Below are 22,794 nucleotides of genomic sequence, written 5' to 3' on the forward strand. Positions count from 1 at the left end.
CTATATGAGACGACGCAACCAAAACACCCCCTATTGTGTCGGTTACGTCACTGACTCCGGGCTTCCCTTGACGTCCAGATTGGGATCACCTTTCATAGTCTCACATGAAATCACTATTCGATTTCTTCCGGGGATATTAGCATGTTCTTTACTGCTTGTCAATACCGACAGCATGATAATCAAAATTCAACCGATCCAAAATAACACTCCCCTCCTCACTACTGGCAAATCTTGGCTGAGCATAGTCTTCAATAATTACCGGAAAGAATTCAAGCCCGCTGATTCCCTCTTTAGAAAAAGTAATTTCCGCTATCATTCCTTCCCTGGTTTCTTGAGACCACATCTGGTCAAAAACAAAATTTCCCAGGCTGTAAATAATATATCCTTTCTGATATTTTTCCATTGTCTGCACGACGTGCGGATGGTGACCAATCACCAGATCGGCTCCGGATTCAATAGCGGCATGTGCAAAATCTTTTTGGTGCTGATCGGGCGTAAACTCATACTCATTACCATCATGCATAGATACAATTACAAAATCGGCAGTTTCGGATGCACCAGAAACATCCTGTTTCATTTTATCAAAATCCATAAAGGCAATTGTTGGTTCCTGCTCTTCAGAATCATAATCCATTACAGGACTGCTTGCGTAACTATATGCCAGAAATGCAAACGATATTCCATTAATCTCCTTCGTATAAGTCTGAAATGCATCCTTAACACTTTTCCCCGCCCCCATATAACCTATTCCGGATTCATCTAAATATTTAAAGGTATCGGATAATCCTTCTTTACCAAAATTCAGAGAATGATTATTGGCGAGTGTAACAAGATCAATGCCGGCAAATTGTAATCCTTCGACAGATTCCGGATCGGAGCGAAAAACCATTTCGTTCGTATTGATTTTCCTCCCTAGTGTAATTGGAGATTCCAGATTACCAAAAGTAATATCAGCACTTTTTAATAATTCTGCTGTTTTGAGAAAAGGATAATTAAAATCACTATATTTCTGCATCTTCGTATCTACGTCTCTGGAAAGCATAATATCCCCTACTGCCATTATCGTTACAACCGGCTCGTTCTTTTCAATGTCAACAACTGGTTGATTACTATTTATCGTAATATTTGAATTGTCATGTGCATTTGAAATGTTTCTTGTCGGCTCAATAATGCTTCCGCGGAGAATAAAAAAACCGATTCCAAGAGCTACTGCTATTTCCAGTATAATATAGTACTTTTTATTGAATATTTTCATATCATAATTATATCACTTTCTGTAAAAAAACCGGGGTAGTTTCTAGATACATAAAGACTGCTTTAGTGTGCGTAATTGACTAAATACATTTAATTGTTTATTATGATTCTGATCTCTTAAAATTTGCTATTGGGGAGTAGCCAAGTGGTAAGGCAACGGGTTTTGGTCCCGTGATGCGGGGGTTCGAGTCCCTCCTCCCCAGCCAAAGGGTTATTAAAAAGAATCAACGTTACTTAAGACGTTGTTTTTATTTATATCCAACCACAACTACCAATACGGTTTTATTATCTATTCCCTAATCCCTACACCCTAATCTACACCCTCAAATACCTACTGATCGCAATCATACCGCTGATTACACTGATTACAATAGAAATCAGAATTTGCAGACCGAGCATTGCCCAAAAATTTGCTGTGAAATACGCAAACATATTGAAATCATATCCTTCAAACAAGGTATCAATATATGGGGAGACAGCTGAAAGTAAAGGAAATAGAATCAAGATGGTAATTACACTTGCCAGAATTCCATACAAAACGCTTTCCAAAACAAACGGCAACCGGATAAACATATTCTGCGCGCCGACAAGTCGCATAATCCCCAGTTCTTCTCTCTGAGTATACATATTCATCCGTAATGTATTAAATACAACCAGGATAGCGACAAGGATAAATATTGCACTTACGCCAAGTCCGAATTGATAAATCCGACCGGTAATTTTCGTAAGCCGTTCAATGACAACCTGATTATCCTCAAAATTCCTACTGGCAATCAAACTGCTGTAATCCGAATTATCTAAATTCACAACGATAGTTGAATAATCCTCCAGGCGCACAGCTTTCACAATCAGAGCGGAAGGTAGTGGATTCTCCTCAATCTCCGATAATGACTCCTGGATTTTTATATCGTCCTTATGTGCCTCTTTAAAATTCTCTAGAGCCTCATCCTTCGAAACATACTCAACACTTTTTACTTCAGAAATTGATTCCAAATATGCCTGGACAGCAAGAACTTTATCTTCCGGAACAGTAGGATCAAAGAATACATCCATATCCACCTGATCTTTAACGGATTTAATTGCATTATCTGCTACAACATTTAAAGTAAAAACTAAACTGATAGAAAAAAGCGTCAGAACAAGAATAAATACCGTAACTAAAGATAGCCAGAAATTTCGTTTAAAATTTTGAAAGCCGAATTTTAATATTCTTCCAAGTGTTGTAAATATCATATTTATAATATATATCTTCCTGATTTCTGATCAGAAATAATCTGACCTTGATCAAGTGTAATCACCCTTTTTCTAAGACTGTTTACAATATCCGGATTATGCGTGACTAAAATTATTGTCGTGCCAAATTTATTAATCTTCAAAAGCAAATCAATAATTTCGCGGACATTGATCGCATCCAGATTTCCGGTCGGCTCATCCGCCAGCAAAATCTTCGGACGATGCACTAATGATCTGGCGATGACCACGCGTTGCTTTTCCCCGCCCGAAAGCTGATCGGGAAATCGAAATGCTTTATCTTCCAGACCTACAACTTTCAAAACCTGCGGGACAATTGTTTTGATTTTTTTTGTCGGAGCTCCGCTGACTTCCAGCGCAAAAGCAATATTTTCAAATACAGTTTTTTTCGGCAATAGTTTAAAATCCTGAAAAACAACCCCGATCTGCCGTCTCAAAACCGGTATCTCCGAATTTTTTATATTGGTAATATCCCAGCCACCGATGATGATCTTGCCTTTTTCCGCTTTCTCCTCAGCAATAATCAGTTTTGCCAGTGTTGTTTTACCGGTTCCGCTCTGACCGACGATTGAGACAAATTCGCCCGGTTTGATATGCAAATTAACGTTTCTGATTGCAACGTGGGTTCCCGGATATGTTTTTGTTACTCCTCGGAGTTTAATCATAATATTATTTATAATTCTTCAACACGCACACGAATAACTCCATCCATATATAAACTGGCAATTGTACCAAAAGCCTTGCTAGTTAAATCAATAATTCTACCGGCTACAAACGGTCCTGTGGATACCACTGTAACATCCACCCATTTACCATTGGCTAAATTGGTAACTCTTAAAATAGTATCATATGGATAATCATTAGACGCTGCCCCGTTTGGATATTTACTGCTTTGATACCAGCTGGCGTATCCCGTTTCCATATAGTTACTATTTCTCAACACCACTACTTTTGCGTATTTGAGATGGATAAAGGCTCTTACCTCATCACCACCCGGGGATGTTTTTGAAGGTAAGGGAATCCAGGCTCCTTTATTACCGTCATAGTAATACATTTCCTTTTTATGGTCATCAGGTTCTGTTAATCGCATGTTTAAAATAACCGGCTTGGCAAACACAATGGGTTTGGCTGTTTTTAATTCAAAAGAATAGATATCACTTGCCTGCTCGAGACCGTCAGGAAACTGAGCATTTTCTTGAGAGTCTATTTTAAACACAATGGTAGCCGGCTGGTCAATCGTATTTGAATTAACTCCAACTTTGAAATTTGAGTCCTCATCATTTGCGACTGTATAACCCTTTTCTAAAGTTGCCCTGTCCAATCGAACTCTGTAAGCTCTTTTTTCTAGAACAATCAGTTTTGCCGACACGGCAGTGATTTGTCCTTTGATTTTGGTATCAGAAGATTTTGAATCTATTTTCTGCCAAGAATTTTTTTCCTCATTATAATAATATAAATGCTTTGGTGTTAAATTTTCCGATTCATAATTAACAGCAACATTGACCGGATATTGAAGATCTGAGGTTTGAACACCGGAGAATGAATACTGATAAACATTACTTACCGCAGTTGTATCCTTCGGCAAAGCCGGGAAACTTTCCAATTCATTCAAATTGGCAGTCAGGGCACCTTCATACAAACCCGCAACAACTCCGACACTGAACTGGGAATCAGCAAAATTAACGGTATATCCTTTCGCTACTGTATCAGCATCCAGGTATAAACTTGTGTCAGCAGCCAGCGTTTCATTGGAAATAAAAAAAAGGCTTGCTAACGCGATCCCGAATATGATCTTGTTTTTGGCTCTTGTCATGTCAAATACTATTCTAGTATAATGTTACTGTTTAGACAAGCGGGTATAGTTTAGTGGTAGAACATGTCCTTCCCAAGGATAAAGTGCGGGTTCGATTCCCACTACCCGCTCCAAACAACCAAACGAGTGTATAAACTATGAGCTGTATTAGATGGGTTCTGCGCCGGAGGCGCACCCGCCTCTGGCGGAGATTCTTACTACCCCCCAAATAGGCCAAGACTTAGGCTTATTTTTTGTTTAAAACCTTTTTTGCTGTTTCTACCACTTCTTTCGGCAGAAAGTTTGCTTTAATCAAATAATCCACCGCTCCTAAACTGCTGGCTTTTTTTCTGTCTTCCGGACTGTCCAGATTGGTCAGGGTAATGACCGGGATATTCTTTGTCTTTGGATCTTTTTTTAATCGTCCCAATAAATTAAATCCTACTCTTTTGCTGAATTCTATTACTTTTCCCTCCGCTTCAGGGATAATAACATCCAATAGAACTAACGAGACACCGTTTTCCTGAGCAAGTTTTAATCCGCCGGATGCATTAGTAGCAACTAAAAGCTCATATGTGGAATTACGAAAAGCAGCCTGATACATCGAAACTAAGCTTGGCTCATCTTCCACTAATAATATTTTTTTACCCGCCTTTGATGCCATAATAATTTAGTTATGTATTTATAGTACCAAAATTTGATGATGATTTCAAATAGCCCTATTTAATAGGTATTGTTAAAGTAAATTTACTGCCTTTGTTCTTACCCTTGCTTTCAGCGGTAATTGTTCCACCCATTGCCTCCAGCATCTTCTTGGCAATAAATAATCCCAAACCCGTGCCGTTTGGATGGACTTGTAATATCCCCTCTCCGCGGGTGAATTTTGTGAATATCGATCTTAAGTCATTCTTGCTCATTCCGATTCCGTTATCTGTAACTTCAATCACGATCTGATTTTCTTTTCTGCGCGCCGATATGTTTACATTCCCTCCCGCAGTGTAATGAACCGCATTGTCAATAATATTTGTAATCGCCTCTTTAAGTTTGATTGGATCCGCAAGCGTTTTCGGAATTGGCCGAACCGGCTTATCAAAAACTAGTTTCACTTTTAATTGGTCCGCCAGCGGCAACAAACCGCGCACAATTTCTTCTATAATATGTTCAATTCTGACTTTCTTGAAATCCATCCGCATTTTTTTGCCTTCCAGCTCCGTGGCATTCAGTAATTCATGAATAATTCTTTCCAAACGGTTGATCCCCTCATAAGCCTGCGAGATAAATCTTTCCCTCTCGTCATTCGGTAGATCTTTTTCTTCAATAACAAGTGAAAGCATTCCGCGTACAATGCTGGTTGGCGTCCTTAATTGATGTGATGCAACGGTAAGAAAGTCTGACTTGATTTTCAAAAGTTCCCTCAAGCGTTTCGTCGCGTCATCAACTTTGTATTTGAGTGTTTCATTGAAACCCTGTATCTCATTATACAACCGCGCGTTTTCAATTGAGATTGCCGCGTGGTTAGCGAGCGATTCAAGCAGTCTCATATCTTCCTGGGTATATGCGTCACGTGATATTTTTTTGCCTAGAATAATACAAGAGATTAATTCACCTTTAGAAACTAGCGGCAGTACAACAGCAACGTCCTGGCTTTTCATCTGTTCTTTAGCATATTCAATATCTTCCTCCGAATAATTATAATTCTGTGCATTCCGAACCAGTTCGTCATAGACCAGCGGTTTTTTGATTGCGGATATAAAATCACTGCAACGGGAATTTGTAACCATCCTGGTTAGGTTTGATTCATTGAAACCAATTATCTTCATCGGTTCATAATGCTTATTCTTTACAAAAAGACCGACATTATCCATCCTCATGGTTTGCTGGACAGTATCAACCACAACATTTGCGACTTCCGGCAAGTTGATTGTGGAAGATACATCTTTTGAAAATTTGTCCAGCGTTTCCTGATAGTCATAAAGGCTGGCAAAAAAGTATTTATTGCTCAGTTGCTTCAGTTTTTTGCTCATAAAGACGAATCCAGCTAAAAACAAAGGTGCAAAAACAATAGCAGTCAGTAATGCGCCAAGGGTAAACGGACCACCGAAACTGGTGTAATCTGACCATGCCACCAAGTAATATGCACTAACAACAAATATTCCCATACCAATATAAAACACCGCTTTCCTGATTACCAATCGGATATCCATCAGGCGATATTTAGTTATTGCATACGTAATTATAACTATATAAAGTGTTACAAGAAAATTACCAAATGGGTAAAGATGAGAAATTTGCGGAAGGAAATTTGTCGATCCACCAACAAAGCCAATAGCACTTGCAATCATAACATATTTGATTTGTTGCCTTGTTACACCTGATGATTTTTTGTAGTGGATTAACAGAAATAATAACGATACTGAATTCAATACCACAAAATATATTGGAAATAATATATATAAACTTCCGGGATTTATCCAAAACTGAAAACTCCCCAATGGTTCCACTCCCTGTTTGAATAGTGGCGAAAAACTAAATACAGATAAAAGAATTGTTATTACATATGCAAACCGAACTAATAGTCTATTCTTTTTCTCTTTATTCGATAATCTTACAACAAACTCTAAAAAGAATACTGGGATCGCTATTGCAGAAATATCCAGAATATTTTGAGCTAATTCAGCAACTTGCCTTGAATTCGATGAAACAACAAAGAATAAACCAAAGCTCCATACACTAACTGCAATATTTGCTTTAATCCATGAACGATTTATTAATAAATCTCGATTCTTAACAAATATAAACAAAGCTTGAGTAAGACTTAATAATGCCGTAATAAAACTCGATATGCCAAAAGCACTAATAACCATTTAATTCACTCCAATCATATATTACCCACGACCTTTTTTGAGCAATTTTTTTTAATCTTATATCGGGATTAACAACTATAGGATAATTTACATATTCGAGCAAAGGTAAATCAGAATGATGATCACCGTATGCGATTGAATTCATCCTATTAACATTACATTTTTCAAGAAATCTCTGTGCAAGAATTGTTTTATTCTTACCATAGACAGCACCACTTAGAAGCTCACCACTGAATTTCCCTTCTTCTGATTTAATTCGAGTCGCTATTATATATGGAACATCTAAATAATTTCGTAGTGGCTCAATAAGAAAATCCCAGGATGCAGAAAACAAAACAATTATATCGCCAGTTTTTTTATGTTCAATGATTTTTTCAAAAGCTTCTTTGTGAATGTGTTTAATAATAACCTCATTAAAAAATTCATTGCTAATTCTTTTTAAATCTTCCACTCTCCACCCACTAATAACCTTATATGCTTTCTTTCTAACATCATCAACGTTTGGTAAAAGATGAAATTTATACAAAAGAAAATAAAGAGATAATTTTGTTACAATCCATTTTGAAATGTAATGTTTAGAATTCAAATATTTTATAAACAATTTTTGAGTCTGATCATCCACAATTGTTCTATCAACGTCAAAAAAAACTACTTTCATTTCGGGACGATCTTCATTTAATAACTTAGGAACATTTCTTCTGGCATGTATATATCTTTCCTTTGATAAATCTGATATTTTATGCATCACATGATCTGTTAATTTTCTTAATATATGATTTTCATATTCTCTACCAAAATATGGATCAAGAAAAATTGGCTCCCCAACATTAATATGACATTTTCTTAGCTTTGGAAATTTTCCTGCCTTTGGTAATATTTCAAATGTACCAACTAAACCGACTGGAATGATTGGAACTTTTGCAGTTAATGCCAAGCGAGCAACTCCCGTATAAGCTTTTCTAAGCTCTCCATTATCTGATCTGCTCCCTTCAGGGAATATTCCGACAATTTTACCATTTCTTAACAAACCTATTGCCCTCGAAATAGCTTCCCCCTGATAGACACTTGTATACCGATCAATTGGAATTTGTCCCGATAGAATCATTAATGGACGCCAAGCCTTACTTTTAAAAAACTTTTCGGCTGCTAAAAAGCTAATATCTCTTTTGAGCGCCGACGAAAGTAGTAAAAAATCAAAAAAACTTTCATGATTTGATGCCAACACTAGACCACCATATTTTGGAATATTTTCAGCGCCATTAACTGATCCAATCCACTTCCTGAATAATGGACTTATTAGGAATTTTATTACCCTCCATAATATTTTCTTTGTCTTCATCTGTCGTGGTCAAATTGCAATAAATTTATTATACCAGATTCCTGCAAGTTTTGGTATCACAACATATTATTATTGACTTTACCTTAGCCAAAAGCTATACTGAAGCCGTCGCAATATGTATAGCCGTCTCTAATAATTACGCTAAAATTATGAAATATCACGGCATAATATTAATGGTAATTGGGATATTAGAACTAATACTTGGCATCAGTTTTCTAACAAAGAAAAGAATTGGCGAAGCTGTGCGTTGGTACACCCTTCTCATATTTAGTGTGTCTTTGTGGGTATTGACTAATGCTGTTGCCGCACTGAATGACAGTTATGTTATCCAGCATTTTTTTATCGAAATGACTTACATTAGCGGCGGTTTTATTGCTATAACCTTTTTGCTTTTCACTTACAATTTCCCGTCAGTAAAAAAGATTATTTCACCAATTAAAACATTTTTACTTTTCTTACCCGCAATAATTAATATTTTTATTATTTTATTGACGCATACTTATGTTAAAGGAATCGAAATTATAAATGGCAGTATACGAGAAGATTTTGATTTTATGATCTACATATTTTCGGCATATTTTTTAATTTTCTGGTCCTGGGGAATGTGGAATATTATTGATTCCTATAGAAAAGCGGATGGCTATCATCGATGGTTATTAAAATATCTCCTGGTGGGAATTGCCATATCCGCAACACTTGGAATTACTGCGGACATTATTTTACCACTCATTAATGTTACATTCCCCGGCAGGAATTTTATAGGTGCGGAATTCTCTATCGTGTGGCTTGGTTTTACCTCATATATTCTTTATAAAAAAGCATAGCAATGCCCACACCTCGCAAAAAAATTGGCTTAATCATCTTGGGCGGAACAGTATTATCGGAAGAAAGTTCTGATAAAAATGCTGTGACCGTCAAAGGTGATATCAAACCCTGGCTCGCCAAAATGCCGGAGATTAATATCATGGCAGAAATCGAGCCGATTTTTATTTTGGGTGAAAAGGACAACGAACCGGATCTAAATCATTGGATTAAGCTTGGCAAAATCATCGCGGACAGAATTGATGAATTCGACGGATTTGTTGTCACCCACCACGTCCACTCACTACTTGCGGCTGCCTGCGCGCTCTCTTTTATGCTGTTGAACGTTGCCAAACCAGTGGTATTTACCGGATCACAGATTCCTTTCATGCTAGCAAAGAAAAAAACGGACAAAAAGATTTTGAAAAAATATAAAGGACTGGGCATCAAGGCTAATCTGATTAACGCTCTGCAGATAGCCATCCAGGGACCGGCTGAAGTTTCCATCATGTTCGGTAACAAGCTGGTCCGGGCTAATCAGGCACATATTACAAAGAGCCTGAGTCTAAATCTGTTTGATGCTCCGTTGAAAGCCGTACTGGCAACTATTGATTTCGGTATCAAGATATCAGAGCACGCACATGCTGACAATAATGGCACTTTAATATTTAGTGCAAATTTTGACGATAATGTTTCGGTAGTAGATTTCAACTCCGAGCAAAACGCGGATTATTTGAAATGGGTGCTCGAAAAGAAACCCAACGGCATAATTATTCAGACCCACAATCCCGAATCTGCCCTGGAACTGTTAAAAAAACTGATTCCGGAGAGCTATGACATGCCGATTGTGATCCATACCGACATACCGTATTCCAATAGTGCCAACGCCTCGTATATTCTCATTGACAATATGACTTTTGAGGCTACGCTCATGAAGCTCAAATGGGCGCTTGGTCAAACAAAAAACCGCAAGAAAATTGCTATTTTAATGAAGGAAAATGTTGCTTCAGAATTATTGGAGGGAGAAGAATAAAATGAAAATATATTTCTTCGGACCAACAACTGAAATAGCAAACTATAATAAAGCTTATGAGCAGATTTTGGAGCAATTAACCAAAGCTGGCTTGCAGACTTTCTCCAAAACAGAAAGCAGTTACGTCACACCGATCGGCGAGGATAAAATGGCGGAAATTCAAGCAGCCGGCGAGAGCGTATTAAACCACGTTGACGGTATTGTGATTGAAACGACCGCGCCTGATTCTGAAGTCGGCTATCTGCTGGCACATGCCATTTTACAGAAAAAACCCACTCTATGTTTGTACCAGAAAGGCGCGCAAATCAAAAAGACATTGAGTCATCTGGGGCAGAATATCCCGCCCTTTATTATTGCCAAGGCCTATCAGAAAAGCGACCTGGAATCGATTATCGCGGAATACATTAAACTGTTTGGGATTGATCCGGAATACAACGATGTGCCGAATATTAAATTCACCCTGCGTATTTCCCAGAAGATATCCCATTACTTGCACTGGAAAACCCATAATACCAAAAAGACCAAAGCGGATTTTCTGCGCGAGCTGATCCAGGATATAATTGAAAATGATGAAAAATATAAAAAGTATATTGTAAACCGCAAGAAATAAGTAATAAGCAGAATTATAAAAAGAAAGGGCGTCCTCTGGACGTCTTTGTTTTTATCCATATGCACATACATCGTAACTCACAAAAAAGATACTATTCCAGAAATTATGTATATTTTGTGACATTCAATACAGAAAATAGAATACCCTATTTTAACGAAAGAATTTTTTGCGATATCTTCATTGATAATTTAATACTTTGTAAGCAACTTAAGCGATTTGAATTATATGCTTTTTGCTTGTTACCAGACCACGTGCACATTCTATTGAAGGCGGGAGCAGTTTATAACATATCCAATATCATTCATTTTATAAAAAAGAATGCCAGTTACAATATTAACAAAATTATGATGTATAATCCGTTTGAATTAACCCCCAAAGGCGGGTTTGCGCAAACCCGCCTTTGCTTTGATAATAAAATGAAATATTATAAAACCGAATTTGAAAAGAAATATGGGTATGATCAAAGTTCAATTCCTCAATTCAAATGGCAGGGATCATTTCATAACCATATAATTTGTGATGTGAAAGATTTTAATAATCATTTACAGTACACAGCATATAATTTCCATAAACATAAAATACCAGATGATTGGCAATACAGTTCCATAAATTATGGATTCATGATTGATGAATCAGATTATAATATCTATAATTAAACGCTTGACTATCTCCATGCATCTGCTAAAATTTAGATAGAGATAAGCCGTCGCTAAAAATAGCGCCGTCGCATAAATCATCAAAAAGAGACTTATCCCGAAAAAATGCAAATTGCCAATTAAAAACGTAGAAAAATAAAAGCCGTCTGATTCCAGCGCCGTCGGAAGAAAGTGTGGATAGCTTTCCGCCGTCAAACTGGAATATAACTTTTGCCCTCATGAGGCCTAGAAGATGGCTCCTAAGTTCCCTCCCCCACTTTAAAAAGAGGACGCCCAATAATCTTTTTTGGGGGAGGGGCTTGGAAGCCAATCAATACAATTAAGCTGGCACTATGCCGGTTTTTTTATTAAAAACTGGTAAATTTTTTCCAAAAGCGTATCAGTCACTTCATCCATCAAAGGATCATGATAGGAATCCTTGAGCCAATAAAGCTCTTTTTCCTTTGATCCCAGCATATTGTAAATCAGTTCAGCGCTCTCAGGTGGTATAACCACATCATCCTGAGAATGAATAATTAAAGTAGGTACTAGCACATGCGGTAGTTCGTTTTTCGTGAAATTATTGATAAAATAGATGAAACTCGCATAGCTATCAAGCGGAATCCGGTCGTATGTCCGCTTCATAAATTCGGTATCTGAACTCATATCCTTAACCCATTCTTTCTTGTAATACTTTTTGAATCTTTTGACATACGGCACAACATAGCGGTTGAGACGGGCCTTTTTTAACAAAATAGGAGTGCCGATTGTAACAATCTTATCAATCGTATCGGGATAACACCTGGTCAGGTTAAAAGCCAGATTCCCGCCAAAGGAAAGTCCGACAATTGAAATGTGTTTGTATTTTTCTCTTACCTGATTAAAAGCCACACGTACTGATTCCTGCCAATCGCGATAATCGGTCTGCGCTAAATTTTCAACATCTGTGCCGTGACCGGCAAGCCTGACACCATAGGCGTCAATTCCCCTGTCAGCCAGAAAACTACCCAATATCCGCATGCTGAAAGGGTTGCCTGTGAATCCATGTATTAACAAAACGGCAGAGTCTCCTCCACCGTTATATTTGAATGCTTTACCGGATTCAATAACTTGATCCTCGTTTTCTACAATTTTCATGAATGTATTAGTTGACCTTCAGTTTTGTTTTCTGTATAGTAATAGACGCGACCTGTCTATTTCGCCACCTTAGCTCAGCTGGTAGAGCAATACTTTCGTAAAGTAGAGGTCGTCGGTTCGATTCCGACAGGTGGCTCCATAATCCCTCTTAATGAGGGATTTTATATTTTTACCAAACGATAGATCTTTGCTTTAGCAACTTCACCGGTTAGCCAGTCGTCAATCGACGGGAAACGTACCAGGATGTGACTTGCTTTTACCACCTCTTTAGCCTCGTCGCCTTCACCCTGCATAACCTTTTCATCAACTTTGATAATGTGATAACCAAACTGAGTCTTAACAATCTCACTCACCCCGCCGGCCTCCAGTGCGAAGGCTGCGTCTTCAAATTCCGTCACCATTTCTCCTCTGCCAAAATATCCGAGCTCCCCGCCGTTTTCTGCAGTAGTATCATCGCTATATTGCTTTGCAGCATCGGCAAAAGTTATTTCTCCGCTTTTTATCTTAGCTAATGCTTCTTCCGCCCTTGCTTTCGGTTCTGCAATGACTGAGGCATCTTCAGTTATTTTCGTTTCCAATTTACTGCGAAGTAAAAATTTGTACAGTACTTTGTCCTTAAACTGTTCAGGTGTCCATCCATAAAGATCCAAAATCGTTTTTTCTACCTCTTCTTTTGATGCTGCCTGGCTGACTATCAGATCAAATTCACTGTTTACTTCTTCCTGCGTAACTGAGACCCCTTTTTGAACCGCTATTTGTGACGCTAATTCATCCTCAATTAAACGGTCCATTACATTTTTCCTTACTTCATCGACAGTGAAATCAACTGCCTGATCCGGATACAATTCCTTCTGTTTTCCGTAAAAGAATTGAAGCGCTTCAACATCCGATTGAAAATCAGAATATTTTACGATCTTGTTATTGACCAGAGCTGCCGGATAGGGCAGTGTATTTGTGATTGACTCCGTAAACTGGTTATTCCATTTGTACTTATAAACGCCAATTCCCACTGTCGCTAATCCACCTAAGATAACAACTAGAATTATAATAACAGAAAGGATAATAGCCTTTTTATGCTTCTTTTTCTTGGGTTTCAATTTTCCATCATCAACAGTCAGTTTCTTTTCTTGATCAGTGTTTACCGAAACCGGCTTCTCTTCGACAGCTTTTGTTGCAGGTTTTTTTATAATCTTTTTTTCCGGATTTTTTAGCACTTCCTCGGAATCTGACTTTTCAACTGCTTTAATATTTTCCGTTTTCTTATTTTGCGATGTCTTATTAGGCATTATTTTATTTTACTTAATTATTGATTAAAAAAATATGCTACCCAGCGTTCAGGATTAGATAATTCCTCTACGTTTTCTGGAGCTCCCACTAATTCAGTTGCATTATCTTCTGCAACCGTTACATCAGGAATGACTACTACCTTTTCCCCTGCTTTTGCCATCCCGAGCTTAGTGCGAGCTTCTTTTTCCTTAAAACTGTCTGTATTTAAATATTCTATTAGTTCGGATAATTCAGTATTCTGTTTTTCTAGTTCGGCCACATCTTTTTCGAGCGTTTGGATATCTTTATTCACCTCGTAGCGTCTGATTACTTCTTTACCCAGCGATACAGAGAACAATACTAGCACGGCAATCCCAACTATTAGAAATAAGCGGGATGGTAGAAATCTTTTTAGATTATTTTTCTTGCTCACCCTCTGTCTCATTTTGTTCTTCTGCTGTTAAAGAATTATTGTCCTGCGATTTGATGAACCTGTTAAATCTTTCTTTTCCGAGTTTTTCCTTGGTCTGCTCCAGAATATCTATCAGCTCAGCTGCCGACATTTCTTCTTTACCAACCCTTTCTTTTTGCAGCGATTCTTTCTGAATTTCCATGATTATGTCCTGGATTTTCTCCGGTTCGAACACATTACGAATTTCCAGGTTCGCATTAGCTCCTGCAGTCTGAATCACAATAGTACCATAATTGAAAATCGTTGAAAAGACACCCTTTTTATTAAAGCTAATATCCTGAATTTTGTCATATGTTGCAACTGAAACCGTCTTATTAAAAAGACCCCGCTGGTCAAAATCGATGATTCGTTTATTCGTTATTAAAAAGGCATTGAAATACCAAATAATCACTGCTCGCACGGTAATGACAATTGCAACTGTTAACAGGATAAAAAATCCGATTACACCCCAAAATCCACGCTGAAACAAGGGAAAAAGAAAAAAGAACGGCAGAATTAACAATAGGATAATGATAATTATTTGAAACAAATGACTCAAAGCATATGCCCGGACTATTTTTACGGTTTCTTCCCCTTCTTTGAGATGTTTGGTAAAATATTCTTTAGACATACAATAAACTAATAAACAAGTTATGACCAAAAAGCAAAAGAAGCTCTATCAACTAATTTGGACGGTTATTTCAATAATTGCCGGACTCGGAATGATCTTCTTTTTGGTTTACCCGGCTTTCATGTAAACTATTTTCCTTTCAATACCGACAGATACACTTTTGAAGGAATATCAACTTTGCCGAAAGAACGCATTTTCTTCTTTCCTTTCTTCTGTTTTTCCAGAAGCTTTCTTTTTCTGGTGACATCTCCACCGTACAGCTTCGCCGTAACGTCTTTTCGGAGCGGTGATATTCTTTCAGAGGCAATGACTTTTCCACCAGCTATGTGAGTACCCTTCTGTTTTTGATATCCCAGCACTCCCTGAATCCGGATTTCGATCAGTTGTTTCGGAATAGCATCCTTTAAAGTACTGACTACCCGGCGGGCTGTTACATGCGAGGAATCCTCATAAACAAAGGTTGCCAGTGCCTCAACCACATCCCCATTTACCACGATATCCAGTCTGCGGATTTTAGCCTCGTGATAACCAAAAAACTCATAATTCATCGAAGCATAACCTTGGGTTACGCTTTTTAGTTTATCATAAAAATCAACAATCAGTGAAGTAAGGGGCATTTCAAAATGCAGAATAATCCTTTCCATCTCCAGATACTCAGTAGTTTCATATGTCCCCCTTTTAGCTAAAACTAAATCCATTAAAGCACCCTGGTATTTCGCCGGAGTAACCAAATCCACTTTCATCCATGGTTCTTCAATCTGAAGGATTGTTTCCTCGTCCGGAAAATCTGCCGGACTGGTGATTGTAACTTTTTCATTGCTTTTTAAAGTAACATGATAGGCGACGGATGGGACGGATACGATTATTTCCAACCCGTATTCTCTGTTCAGTCTCTCTTGAATGATATCTAAATGCAGAATTCCTAAAAACCCGCAGCGGAATCCCAAGCCCAGTCCCGTTGATTTCTCCGGTACATAATCAAAAGCGGAATCGCTGAGATGCAGTTTTTCTAGTGCCTCCCTTAGTTTTCCGGAATCATCGCCCTCTTTAGGAAAGAAACCCGCATAGACCATCGGTTTCACCTCTTTATAGCCCGGCAGCGGCTCCAGGTCCGGTTCATGATCCAGAAGCATGATCGTATCGCCTACCCGGCAGTCCTTGACTGTTTTAAGTCCGGTGACGACATATCCGATTTCCCCGGCAGAAAGAGATTCTTTGGAATTTAAATCAGGTCTTAGAACCCCGATATCCAGTGTTGCACCTTTTTTTCCGGTTGCCGGTAAATATATTTCGTCGCCTTTTTTCAGGGTGCCGTCAACAATCCTGATCAATGAAACTACACCCTGATACTCGTCATAGTATGAATCAAAAATAAGGGCGCGCAGAGAATCCAACTTGCTCTCTGCCGGCTCCGGAATAACTTCGATAATTCTTTTCAAAATTTCCGGAACCCCTACTCCGGTTTTCGCCGATGCTAGGATTATTTCCGCCGGATCAATACCTAGTAAATGGGATAATTCTTTTGATACTCTGTCAATGTCGGCATTCGGCAAATCTATTTTATTGATGATCGGGATAATCGTCAGGTCCTGGTCAATCGCCTGATACAAATTGGCTAGCGTCTGTGCTTCAATCCCCTGCGTCGCATCCACCAAAAGAAGTGCCCCCTCAACGGCGGATAGTGACCGGGAAACCTCATACCCGAAGTCCACATGACCGGGTGTATCAATCAGATTTAAAATGTATTCTTTCTGATTAAACTGATAATCCATCCTAACCGGCTGTAATTTGATGGTGATACCACGCTCCCTTTCCAGATCCATCCGGTCTAAAAGCTGCTCCTTCATTTTCCTCTTTTCCACTGTACCAGTAAATTCCAAGAGACGGTCAGCTAAAGTAGATTTACCATGGTCAATGTGAGCAATGATACAGAAATTTCTGATATTTGTTTTTTCAGTCATTATTTGCGTAAATTAGCGAACTGATTTTTTGCTTTTTGCAAAAACTTTTTAATAATATCAACTTCATCAAAATTAAGCTTCACCGCAAGCAGTACATACACCAGACCACCGCCCACCAAACTGCCCGCTGTTTGGACCAGCACACCGAAAAAAGTCTGCATATCAACTAACGGTCCAATTACATACTTAAGTCCTTGAATCATCAAGCCCATAAGTAAAGATAGCAGTATAATTTTTAAAGTAGAATTAATAATCCGCTGGTCATCCAAGTCCCCTAATCTAGTACGCAGAGCGGCCAATAATAATATCATATTAACAAAGCTTGCGATAGAAAAAGCCAAAGCGAGCCCTAAAACACCCATCGGTTGTACAAGCAGTATGGAACCGATGATATTAATAATCATAGAGATTACGCTGATAATAACCGGAGTTTTGGTGTTTTGAAAAGCATAAAAAGAACGTGCCAGCATCGGTATCAGACTCTGGGCGAACAGTGATAGTGAAAATAATCCTAAAGCTTGAGCAGTCAGAATAGTATCATTCCAGTCAAAGTTGCCGGATCCCAACACCAGACGGACTATCTGGGCGCGCAACAGTAGAATTACAATACTGGTCGGGATAATAATAAATAGAATTCTTCGAAAAGTCTGTGAAAAATGTAATACAAATTTCGAGGTATTGTTCTCGGTAAATGCCTGGGTAAATACCGGAAAAGCGGAAAGCGCCAGCGATACTCCGAATACGCTGATCGGAAAATACTGCAAATTGTTCGCCAGATTGAAAACCGCAACACTCCCGACAACCAAGGTAGAAGCAATGGAAGTAATGACAACCTGGTTCAGCTGAGTAACACCCAAACCAAATGCGCGCGGTAAAACCAATTTGCCGATTTTTTTGACACCAGGTAGTGAAAAACTCATCACCATTCTGTATTTAAATCCTGACTTGTAAACTGAAGGAAGCTGAACCAGAAGATGCAGAAAAGCGCCGAGAATTACTCCATAAGCCAGTCCCATAATCCCGTACTCGGGTACAAAAAAAACGATGCCGAAAATTATTCCCAGATTATACATGATCGGCGCCAACGAATAAGCAACAAATCTTCTGAAAGAATGCAGTACTCCTGAAACAATATTACTTGCCCCGAAGAAAAGAACGCTGACGTACATAACTCTCACCAATTCTCCGGTTATCCTTCTTTTTTCCGCATCAAATCCGTATGCGATCAAAGAAACCAGTTGGTCCGTAAACAAGAAAACAAACACACCGATAATCAACAAAATAAGTGTAATTATGTTTAACAGCGAATTTGCGATTTTGAAACTCTCAAAACTGGAATTTTTTTGCTCCTTATCCTTATTCCAATATTCGATGAATACGGGAATAAATGCGGACGATAATGCGCCCAGTACAATTATATTGAAAACGAAGTCCGGAATTTTGAATGCGGCATAATAAATATCCAAAGTTTCACCCGCGCCAAAAGTTGAAGCCAGCATCCTTTCCCGAAGCAAACCCAAAATACGACTGACAACTTGTGCCAGCCCTATAATAATTGCACCACCCATGATGGTGGTCTGAAATTTCTTGAAATCTTCACTTTTCATACGAACATAGTTTATAACATAATATCATGAATTATTCAATTAATAAAGCCACTCCGTATTATTTTTTAGGTTAGGGTTCAGTCCTCCCGAAAACCCTTAATTTTGTAATCATTACTTCATCTTATCTCGCACGTTTTCCTGTTCATTTAGTCTAGATTCCGGAATGACACAAGGCTATAAACATGTCTTTCGAGCGAAGCCGAGAAATTTTTAGACCTCTCCGCTTCTACTTAAGAATCCATTATTAATAAAGTAAAAGTCATAACAAAAATCCGTTCAGTGTTGAACGGACTTATGTTTCGAAGCAATATTCTGCTGAAATGGGTCATGTAGGTAATACGAGCTTAAGTTTGAAGTATAGGTCTTTAGCAAAACCTATGAGGAGAGAGTTTTTCATTCTTGAGTTCGATCTATATGTTTAATCCCAAGTTCAGCAGAATAATGCCTCCAAATTATTGCATAATTTATAAGAACGGAATTGGAGCGAATATGTAAAGAGCAATTAAAATTTTTCGCTCCAAATCCAGACTCACAAACATTTTTAGGGAGAAAGCTGAAGACGAATTGCAGGCCTTCAGTATTGCCAAATCCGCCTCCAATTTTCTCCCTGAAATTTGCGTGCTCAGAAATCTGGAGGAGAACCTGTCCCGGATTTGTGATCTCGCTTGGAGATCTACCCGGGACGTGGAACATTCCGTTCAGGTAATTTCTAGCGTGAGCCAGATATTTCCTGGGATACATTCCTTTGTTCGCCCCTCCATATTTCTAAGCACTTTTTGTTAATGTCCCCTTATTCAGCAAACATTGACATAAGCCAATATTCGCTGGAGAAGGGGTACGAGAGAGCAGTAACGGGGGCTACTGCTCTCTCGCCCGTCGCTGAGCGCCTACTAGGCGCTGCGACGAATCGCGTGATCGATCGGCATGAGCTGCCGCTTCTTGGGATGGAACTCCCGCCGAATCGGGGGCTTGCTCGCCACCTTGCGGTGCGAACAGCTACCACTCGACTTCGGGACATGCACCGGGATGAAGATGTGACCGACGTTACCGCCGGTGTCGTCATCACGGGAAAGCCCGCACGAGACCACCGTGTTGCGGAGGTCAACGGGTTCGAGCGTGGGCACGACGGTGGCAGCGGGATGATATCCCTCCACCAGCGCTTCTTCCCGAGCCTCGTGGTCCAGGATGCGCGTGAACACTTCGTGATGGGATGGTTCCTCCCAGCGTGAAGTGTGGTCACCGCCGAACCGGTTCTTGATCCGCTTGACCTTGCCACCGTTGTCCTGCTTGAAGACCTTCTTCATGATCGCCTGCTCCTTCTTGCGATTGAACGTTATGGTGCGACCGATACGATGCGATTCTATTGTTGTCAGGGCAGAATTGGAGGTGAGTTTCCTGTCTTGCGACAAGTTACTATTTGCATAAGTTTATGACCTATAAATAGATCTACTTATGCGGGAAACATTCCATCAGGATGCTTCTAGCCGAGGCCAGTAGCGTCCTGGGATAAGTTTCGTACTCTCTCCTCCAAATCTGCCCTGATAATGAATTTAATGTGCAATCCCTGTGATATTAGTTACAAGGGATTTGGAGGAAAGAGAGACCTTAGGTTATATTTTTAAAACGGTCTCCTGTCAGCAGGTTTTCAGATCTATGTCTGATCACCCACTCCTCCAAATCTCTTGTTCCAATATGGACAAAAAAATGGACGGCATTATTCGTTGAAGAGAGTTCTTCCACTAAAACCACCCATAAGTATTGCTAAAGTTATTTCTGATTTCTCTCTCCTCAATTGTCAAAGAATTTGATTTAACTAACCAGTATATACCCAAATTAAAAATCTGTCAAGACCCGAAGGGCTTAACAGACTATATTTTGGCTAATTACAGATAAATTTACTCCTGAAAGACGAACCCAATATAGCGGTCTATATTCAAAGTTGTAGTAAAAGAAATCCTTCCCGCTGATATTTCAACCGTACTGTCTTGAGGATATTGCCAGATTACATCATATTTTTCCGGGAAATTTATGGTTGCGGAAACAACCGAACCTTTCGTCCCCGACTGTTTTTGCATAAATAAACTGTAGGAATCGGACTTGCTAAATATTCCCTCCGGTTTTACCGTAAAAGGAAGTTTATATGTTGCTGAAACTTGCGATGTCTGCCCGGCTTCCGTACCCACCCAATTACCGAAAACAGTTTTGTGGAACTCGTTATTGATCCGGGTTTCTGAATTCTCATCAACAATCACCGTCCCCTGCACTTGCTCAAGTAGTTTATCTTCTTCGTATCCCTCGTTAGGATAGATAAACAACCTCGGATCAACATGACTGAATCCTTCCGCTTCAATCAAAGTACTGCCTTCTGGCACGTACATCCGCATAAAGTCCATATTCTTGATACCGGTAATGGAATCACCTTCTTCGCCGGTATGAGTCCTGTTTACCGTCACTTTCGCCTGCACTTCCCCGTTTTCCTGGATCGTAACATTATAATCAATTAACTCCTCAATCTCCAGATCCGTTTTACCGCCGGCGATATTTGTATTGATCACACTCAAATAATCCTTCGGCGAATCAATAATCTCCCCCGCCCAGCCGCGTTCGATGATTGATTGCTGTAGTTCATCGTCGTTAAAATACAGCATCATGTGTTTTTCTTTCAGCAAAGTATTCAAAACTCCCAATATCTGCAGTTGATCAATGCGTTCCAGTTCCAATATTTTATTAAAAACTAAAGGGGTTAAATCCGAGATAATTTGTTTCGGTTTATTGGTATCGGAATCTTCCAGTTCGATTTGCTTGACGACAGTCCGGAAATTTTCCGCGTCCACCGTCACGCCGTAATCCGCGGTCAGATCAATCGGACCGGACAAAGAAAGTAGTGCTTCAATCACATCCGGGGTCATGGCTATTACCCCGTCAGTAGACGGACCGCCACTCTCTGTAAAAAACCACATCAGCTTTTCCGCTGAGGTCGGAAAATCCGGAAACCAGTTGGCGTCCTGGAAATACCAGTGCGGATTGACGAGGTGCAATGGTTTTGGCGCGATCACCTGCTCTTTTAACCATCCGTTCAGATCGTATGATCCGCCGCCCGGAACTTCCAGTTCTTTCATTATACCGTCATTAAAGGTCATCAATGCAAAGCTTCCGATAAATCCTCCAGTCGGACGTAATTCCGCATTGTTTTGAAATACAAATAAATATCGCTTCATTGATCCCTGTCCTAATATGGATAACAGTAAATCAGTGAATTGATTGAACTCCTCTAGTCCGGCGCGTAGCGATGGCAGGTTTTCCTGTACAATTAAAAACTGTTCCCGGTATTCGCTGGGCAGTGATGATATAGAAATTTTCTCCACATTTTCTTCCGCGTTCTTCAGCTCCAAAACCGCCGGTTTCAGATTACCACTGGCTGAAAGCAGTGCGGTAGTAAAATTAAACGGCTCTTTCGCCTCACCTTCAGCGAGACTGACAAATGGCTCAAATGCTTTCGCGAGATAATCGCCGGCTGCCGATATTGATTGTCCGGATTTCAGTATGCGTTCGGCAGTAGATACTTCACCACTGGCTACCGGCACTATTTTAACGAGGCCGGAAACAGTTTCCAGCATCCCTTGGGCATCAACAAAGTTTTGAATTGCCGACATAAACTCCAAAGACGCGTTATTAAAATCTAACTCGGTAAATGATTGACCGGCAGTTTGCAGATGATCATATGCCTCCCAGGATTTTCCTAATACACTATCCTTTATCCGGTCCGCCTTATAGTAAGAGGCCAACGCATAAATAGGTAAAACACACACTGCGGCTATTAATACAAAACCGATCGCTCCCCTGACTTTAGCAGTGGAGAAACTACTGAATGGGTTGTTAAAATCAAACCGGTGCCTTAGTGTAAAATTGCGTTTTTTCTTTTTCCTTTCTTCCGCGAATGAAAAAACGTCTTTTTCACTTCGATTGAATTGTGCTTTTTCATAAAAATTTAGAAAACCTTTTCTTGCCTTTTTTGAAAACACATTATCCAGTTTCTCTTTGGCTTCTTCTCTTTCCGAAGCAATTTTTTTCAAATCCAAAACATTGTCCGCCGGAACATCAAAATCCAGATGACGCTTGAAATTAACGCGGTGTTTTTCTATTTTTTCTTTTGAACCCATAA

The 22,794-nt window shown here is 39.3% G+C and carries 19 protein-coding genes and 3 tRNA genes; 7 read left to right on the plus strand and 15 right to left on the minus strand.

Going from position 1 to position 22,794, the window contains the following annotated elements; all coding sequences use genetic code 11:
• Positions 1 to 148 precede the first annotated feature (148 nt).
• Positions 149 to 1,255 (minus strand): CapA family protein, encoded by a 1,107-nt coding sequence (locus WCW66_04120; GenBank protein ID MFA6391908.1) that lies wholly within the window; start codon positions 1,253 to 1,255, stop codon positions 149 to 151.
• A gap of 130 nt (positions 1,256 to 1,385) precedes the next feature.
• Here WCW66_04120 and WCW66_04125 point away from each other — a divergent pair.
• Positions 1,386 to 1,460, plus strand: a tRNA-Gln gene (locus tag WCW66_04125).
• 109 nt (positions 1,461 to 1,569) lie between these two features.
• Here the strand turns inward: WCW66_04125 and WCW66_04130 are convergent.
• The 3 genes from WCW66_04130 to WCW66_04140 are packed head-to-tail and all read right to left on the minus strand — an operon-like array spanning position 1,570 to position 4,318.
• Positions 1,570 to 2,487 carry a permease-like cell division protein FtsX gene (locus WCW66_04130; GenBank protein MFA6391909.1) on the minus strand — a complete coding sequence of 306 codons (918 nt, stop codon included), beginning with the start codon at positions 2,485 to 2,487 and terminating at the stop codon, positions 1,570 to 1,572.
• Between the two features lie 2 nt (positions 2,488 to 2,489).
• Positions 2,490 to 3,170: a cell division ATP-binding protein FtsE gene (gene ftsE / locus WCW66_04135; protein ID MFA6391910.1), complete on the minus strand. Its 681-nt coding sequence runs from the start codon at positions 3,168 to 3,170 to the stop codon at positions 2,490 to 2,492.
• Between the two features lie 8 nt (positions 3,171 to 3,178).
• Positions 3,179 to 4,318, minus strand: coding sequence for a septal ring lytic transglycosylase RlpA family protein (locus tag WCW66_04140; protein MFA6391911.1), 1,140 nt, complete (start codon positions 4,316 to 4,318; stop codon positions 3,179 to 3,181).
• Between the two features lie 39 nt (positions 4,319 to 4,357).
• Here WCW66_04140 and WCW66_04145 point away from each other — a divergent pair.
• A tRNA-Gly gene (locus WCW66_04145) sits at positions 4,358 to 4,431 on the plus strand.
• 113 nt (positions 4,432 to 4,544) lie between these two features.
• Here the strand turns inward: WCW66_04145 and WCW66_04150 are convergent.
• Genes WCW66_04150 through WCW66_04160 form a run of 3 tightly spaced genes read right to left on the minus strand, consistent with a single transcriptional unit; the run spans position 4,545 to position 8,500 of the window.
• Positions 4,545 to 4,961 carry a response regulator gene (locus tag WCW66_04150; protein ID MFA6391912.1) on the minus strand — a complete coding sequence of 139 codons (417 nt, stop codon included), beginning with the start codon at positions 4,959 to 4,961 and terminating at the stop codon, positions 4,545 to 4,547.
• 55 nt (positions 4,962 to 5,016) lie between these two features.
• Entirely contained in the window at positions 5,017 to 7,161 is a 2,145-nt protein-coding gene (locus WCW66_04155) for an ATP-binding protein (protein MFA6391913.1), read from the minus strand.
• Complete coding sequence (locus WCW66_04160) at positions 7,151 to 8,500, minus strand: HAD-IB family hydrolase (GenBank protein ID MFA6391914.1); 1,350 nt, start codon at positions 8,498 to 8,500, stop codon at positions 7,151 to 7,153. The genes WCW66_04155 and WCW66_04160 overlap by 11 nt, the downstream gene beginning before the upstream one ends.
• 149 nt (positions 8,501 to 8,649) lie before the next feature.
• On the opposite strand from WCW66_04160, the gene WCW66_04165 reads away from it, so the two are divergent.
• The 4 genes from WCW66_04165 (at position 8,650) to WCW66_04180 (ending at position 11,600) form a co-directional block, all read left to right on the plus strand.
• Positions 8,650 to 9,324, plus strand: coding sequence for a histidine kinase N-terminal 7TM domain-containing protein (locus WCW66_04165; protein ID MFA6391915.1), 675 nt, complete (start codon positions 8,650 to 8,652; stop codon positions 9,322 to 9,324).
• Positions 9,325 to 9,326: 2 nt separating this feature from the next.
• On the plus strand, positions 9,327 to 10,334 hold the full coding sequence (locus tag WCW66_04170; GenBank protein ID MFA6391916.1) for an asparaginase domain-containing protein: 1,008 nt from the start codon (positions 9,327 to 9,329) through the stop codon (positions 10,332 to 10,334).
• A gap of 1 nt (position 10,335) precedes the next feature.
• Positions 10,336 to 10,944 carry a hypothetical protein gene (locus tag WCW66_04175; GenBank protein MFA6391917.1) on the plus strand — a complete coding sequence of 203 codons (609 nt, stop codon included), beginning with the start codon at positions 10,336 to 10,338 and terminating at the stop codon, positions 10,942 to 10,944.
• A 344-nt stretch (positions 10,945 to 11,288) separates the two neighbouring features.
• Positions 11,289 to 11,600 (plus strand): hypothetical protein, encoded by a 312-nt coding sequence (locus WCW66_04180; GenBank protein MFA6391918.1) that lies wholly within the window; start codon positions 11,289 to 11,291, stop codon positions 11,598 to 11,600.
• Positions 11,601 to 11,930: 330 nt separating this feature from the next.
• Here WCW66_04180 and WCW66_04185 read toward each other — a convergent pair whose 3' ends face one another.
• Entirely contained in the window at positions 11,931 to 12,716 is a 786-nt protein-coding gene (locus WCW66_04185) for an alpha/beta fold hydrolase (protein MFA6391919.1), read from the minus strand.
• A 63-nt stretch (positions 12,717 to 12,779) separates the two neighbouring features.
• On the opposite strand from WCW66_04185, the gene WCW66_04190 reads away from it, so the two are divergent.
• Positions 12,780 to 12,855 (plus strand) — tRNA-Thr (locus WCW66_04190).
• Positions 12,856 to 12,877: 22 nt separating this feature from the next.
• Here WCW66_04190 and WCW66_04195 read toward each other — a convergent pair.
• From WCW66_04195 to WCW66_04225, 7 genes are all read right to left on the minus strand, one after another.
• A complete protein-coding gene (locus WCW66_04195; protein ID MFA6391920.1) occupies positions 12,878 to 14,002 on the minus strand; it encodes a peptidylprolyl isomerase in 1,125 nt (374 codons plus the stop codon).
• Between the two features lie 17 nt (positions 14,003 to 14,019).
• Complete coding sequence (locus WCW66_04200) at positions 14,020 to 14,427, minus strand: septum formation initiator family protein (protein ID MFA6391921.1); 408 nt, start codon at positions 14,425 to 14,427, stop codon at positions 14,020 to 14,022.
• Positions 14,399 to 15,064: a PH domain-containing protein gene (locus WCW66_04205; protein ID MFA6391922.1), complete on the minus strand. Its 666-nt coding sequence runs from the start codon at positions 15,062 to 15,064 to the stop codon at positions 14,399 to 14,401. The genes WCW66_04200 and WCW66_04205 overlap by 29 nt, the downstream gene beginning before the upstream one ends.
• A gap of 128 nt (positions 15,065 to 15,192) precedes the next feature.
• Entirely contained in the window at positions 15,193 to 17,025 is a 1,833-nt protein-coding gene (gene lepA / locus WCW66_04210) for a translation elongation factor 4 (protein ID MFA6391923.1), read from the minus strand.
• Positions 17,025 to 18,632: a murein biosynthesis integral membrane protein MurJ gene (murJ, locus tag WCW66_04215; protein MFA6391924.1), complete on the minus strand. Its 1,608-nt coding sequence runs from the start codon at positions 18,630 to 18,632 to the stop codon at positions 17,025 to 17,027. The genes lepA and murJ overlap by 1 nt, the downstream gene beginning before the upstream one ends.
• An 890-nt stretch (positions 18,633 to 19,522) precedes the next feature.
• Positions 19,523 to 19,936 (minus strand): hypothetical protein, encoded by a 414-nt coding sequence (locus WCW66_04220; GenBank protein MFA6391925.1) that lies wholly within the window; start codon positions 19,934 to 19,936, stop codon positions 19,523 to 19,525.
• A gap of 591 nt (positions 19,937 to 20,527) precedes the next feature.
• Complete coding sequence (locus WCW66_04225; GenBank protein MFA6391926.1) at positions 20,528 to 22,792, minus strand: DUF4012 domain-containing protein; 2,265 nt, start codon at positions 22,790 to 22,792, stop codon at positions 20,528 to 20,530.
• Between the last annotated feature and the right edge of the window lie 2 nt (positions 22,793 to 22,794).

The sequence above is a fragment of the Patescibacteria group bacterium genome (assembly GCA_041664365.1).
Lineage (GTDB): Bacteria > Patescibacteriota > Patescibacteriia > UM-FILTER-42-10 > UM-FILTER-42-10 > JAHJEX01.

Excerpts from the sequence above, each read along its gene's own strand:
- WCW66_04120 (MFA6391908.1), bottom strand. The coding sequence starts at position 1,255 with ATGAAAATATTCAATAAAAAGTACTATATTATACTGGAAATAGCAGTA.
- WCW66_04130 (MFA6391909.1), bottom strand. The coding sequence starts at position 2,487 with ATGATATTTACAACACTTGGAAGAATATTAAAATTCGGCTTTCAAAAT.
- ftsE (MFA6391910.1), bottom strand. The coding sequence starts at position 3,170 with ATGATTAAACTCCGAGGAGTAACAAAAACATATCCGGGAACCCACGTT.
- WCW66_04140 (MFA6391911.1), bottom strand. The coding sequence starts at position 4,318 with ATGACAAGAGCCAAAAACAAGATCATATTCGGGATCGCGTTAGCAAGC.
- WCW66_04150 (MFA6391912.1), bottom strand. The coding sequence starts at position 4,961 with ATGGCATCAAAGGCGGGTAAAAAAATATTATTAGTGGAAGATGAGCCA.
- WCW66_04155 (MFA6391913.1), bottom strand. The coding sequence starts at position 7,161 with ATGGTTATTAGTGCTTTTGGCATATCGAGTTTTATTACGGCATTATTA.
- WCW66_04160 (MFA6391914.1), bottom strand. The coding sequence starts at position 8,500 with ATGAAGACAAAGAAAATATTATGGAGGGTAATAAAATTCCTAATAAGT.
- WCW66_04165 (MFA6391915.1), top strand. The coding sequence starts at position 8,650 with ATGAAATATCACGGCATAATATTAATGGTAATTGGGATATTAGAACTA.
- WCW66_04170 (MFA6391916.1), top strand. The coding sequence starts at position 9,327 with ATGCCCACACCTCGCAAAAAAATTGGCTTAATCATCTTGGGCGGAACA.
- WCW66_04175 (MFA6391917.1), top strand. The coding sequence starts at position 10,336 with ATGAAAATATATTTCTTCGGACCAACAACTGAAATAGCAAACTATAAT.
- WCW66_04180 (MFA6391918.1), top strand. The coding sequence starts at position 11,289 with ATGATGTATAATCCGTTTGAATTAACCCCCAAAGGCGGGTTTGCGCAA.
- WCW66_04185 (MFA6391919.1), bottom strand. The coding sequence starts at position 12,716 with ATGAAAATTGTAGAAAACGAGGATCAAGTTATTGAATCCGGTAAAGCA.
- WCW66_04195 (MFA6391920.1), bottom strand. The coding sequence starts at position 14,002 with ATGCCTAATAAGACATCGCAAAATAAGAAAACGGAAAATATTAAAGCA.
- WCW66_04200 (MFA6391921.1), bottom strand. The coding sequence starts at position 14,427 with ATGAGACAGAGGGTGAGCAAGAAAAATAATCTAAAAAGATTTCTACCA.
- WCW66_04205 (MFA6391922.1), bottom strand. The coding sequence starts at position 15,064 with ATGTCTAAAGAATATTTTACCAAACATCTCAAAGAAGGGGAAGAAACC.
- lepA (MFA6391923.1), bottom strand. The coding sequence starts at position 17,025 with ATGACTGAAAAAACAAATATCAGAAATTTCTGTATCATTGCTCACATT.
- murJ (MFA6391924.1), bottom strand. The coding sequence starts at position 18,632 with ATGAAAAGTGAAGATTTCAAGAAATTTCAGACCACCATCATGGGTGGT.
- WCW66_04220 (MFA6391925.1), bottom strand. The coding sequence starts at position 19,936 with ATGAAGAAGGTCTTCAAGCAGGACAACGGTGGCAAGGTCAAGCGGATC.
- WCW66_04225 (MFA6391926.1), bottom strand. The coding sequence starts at position 22,792 with ATGGGTTCAAAAGAAAAAATAGAAAAACACCGCGTTAATTTCAAGCGT.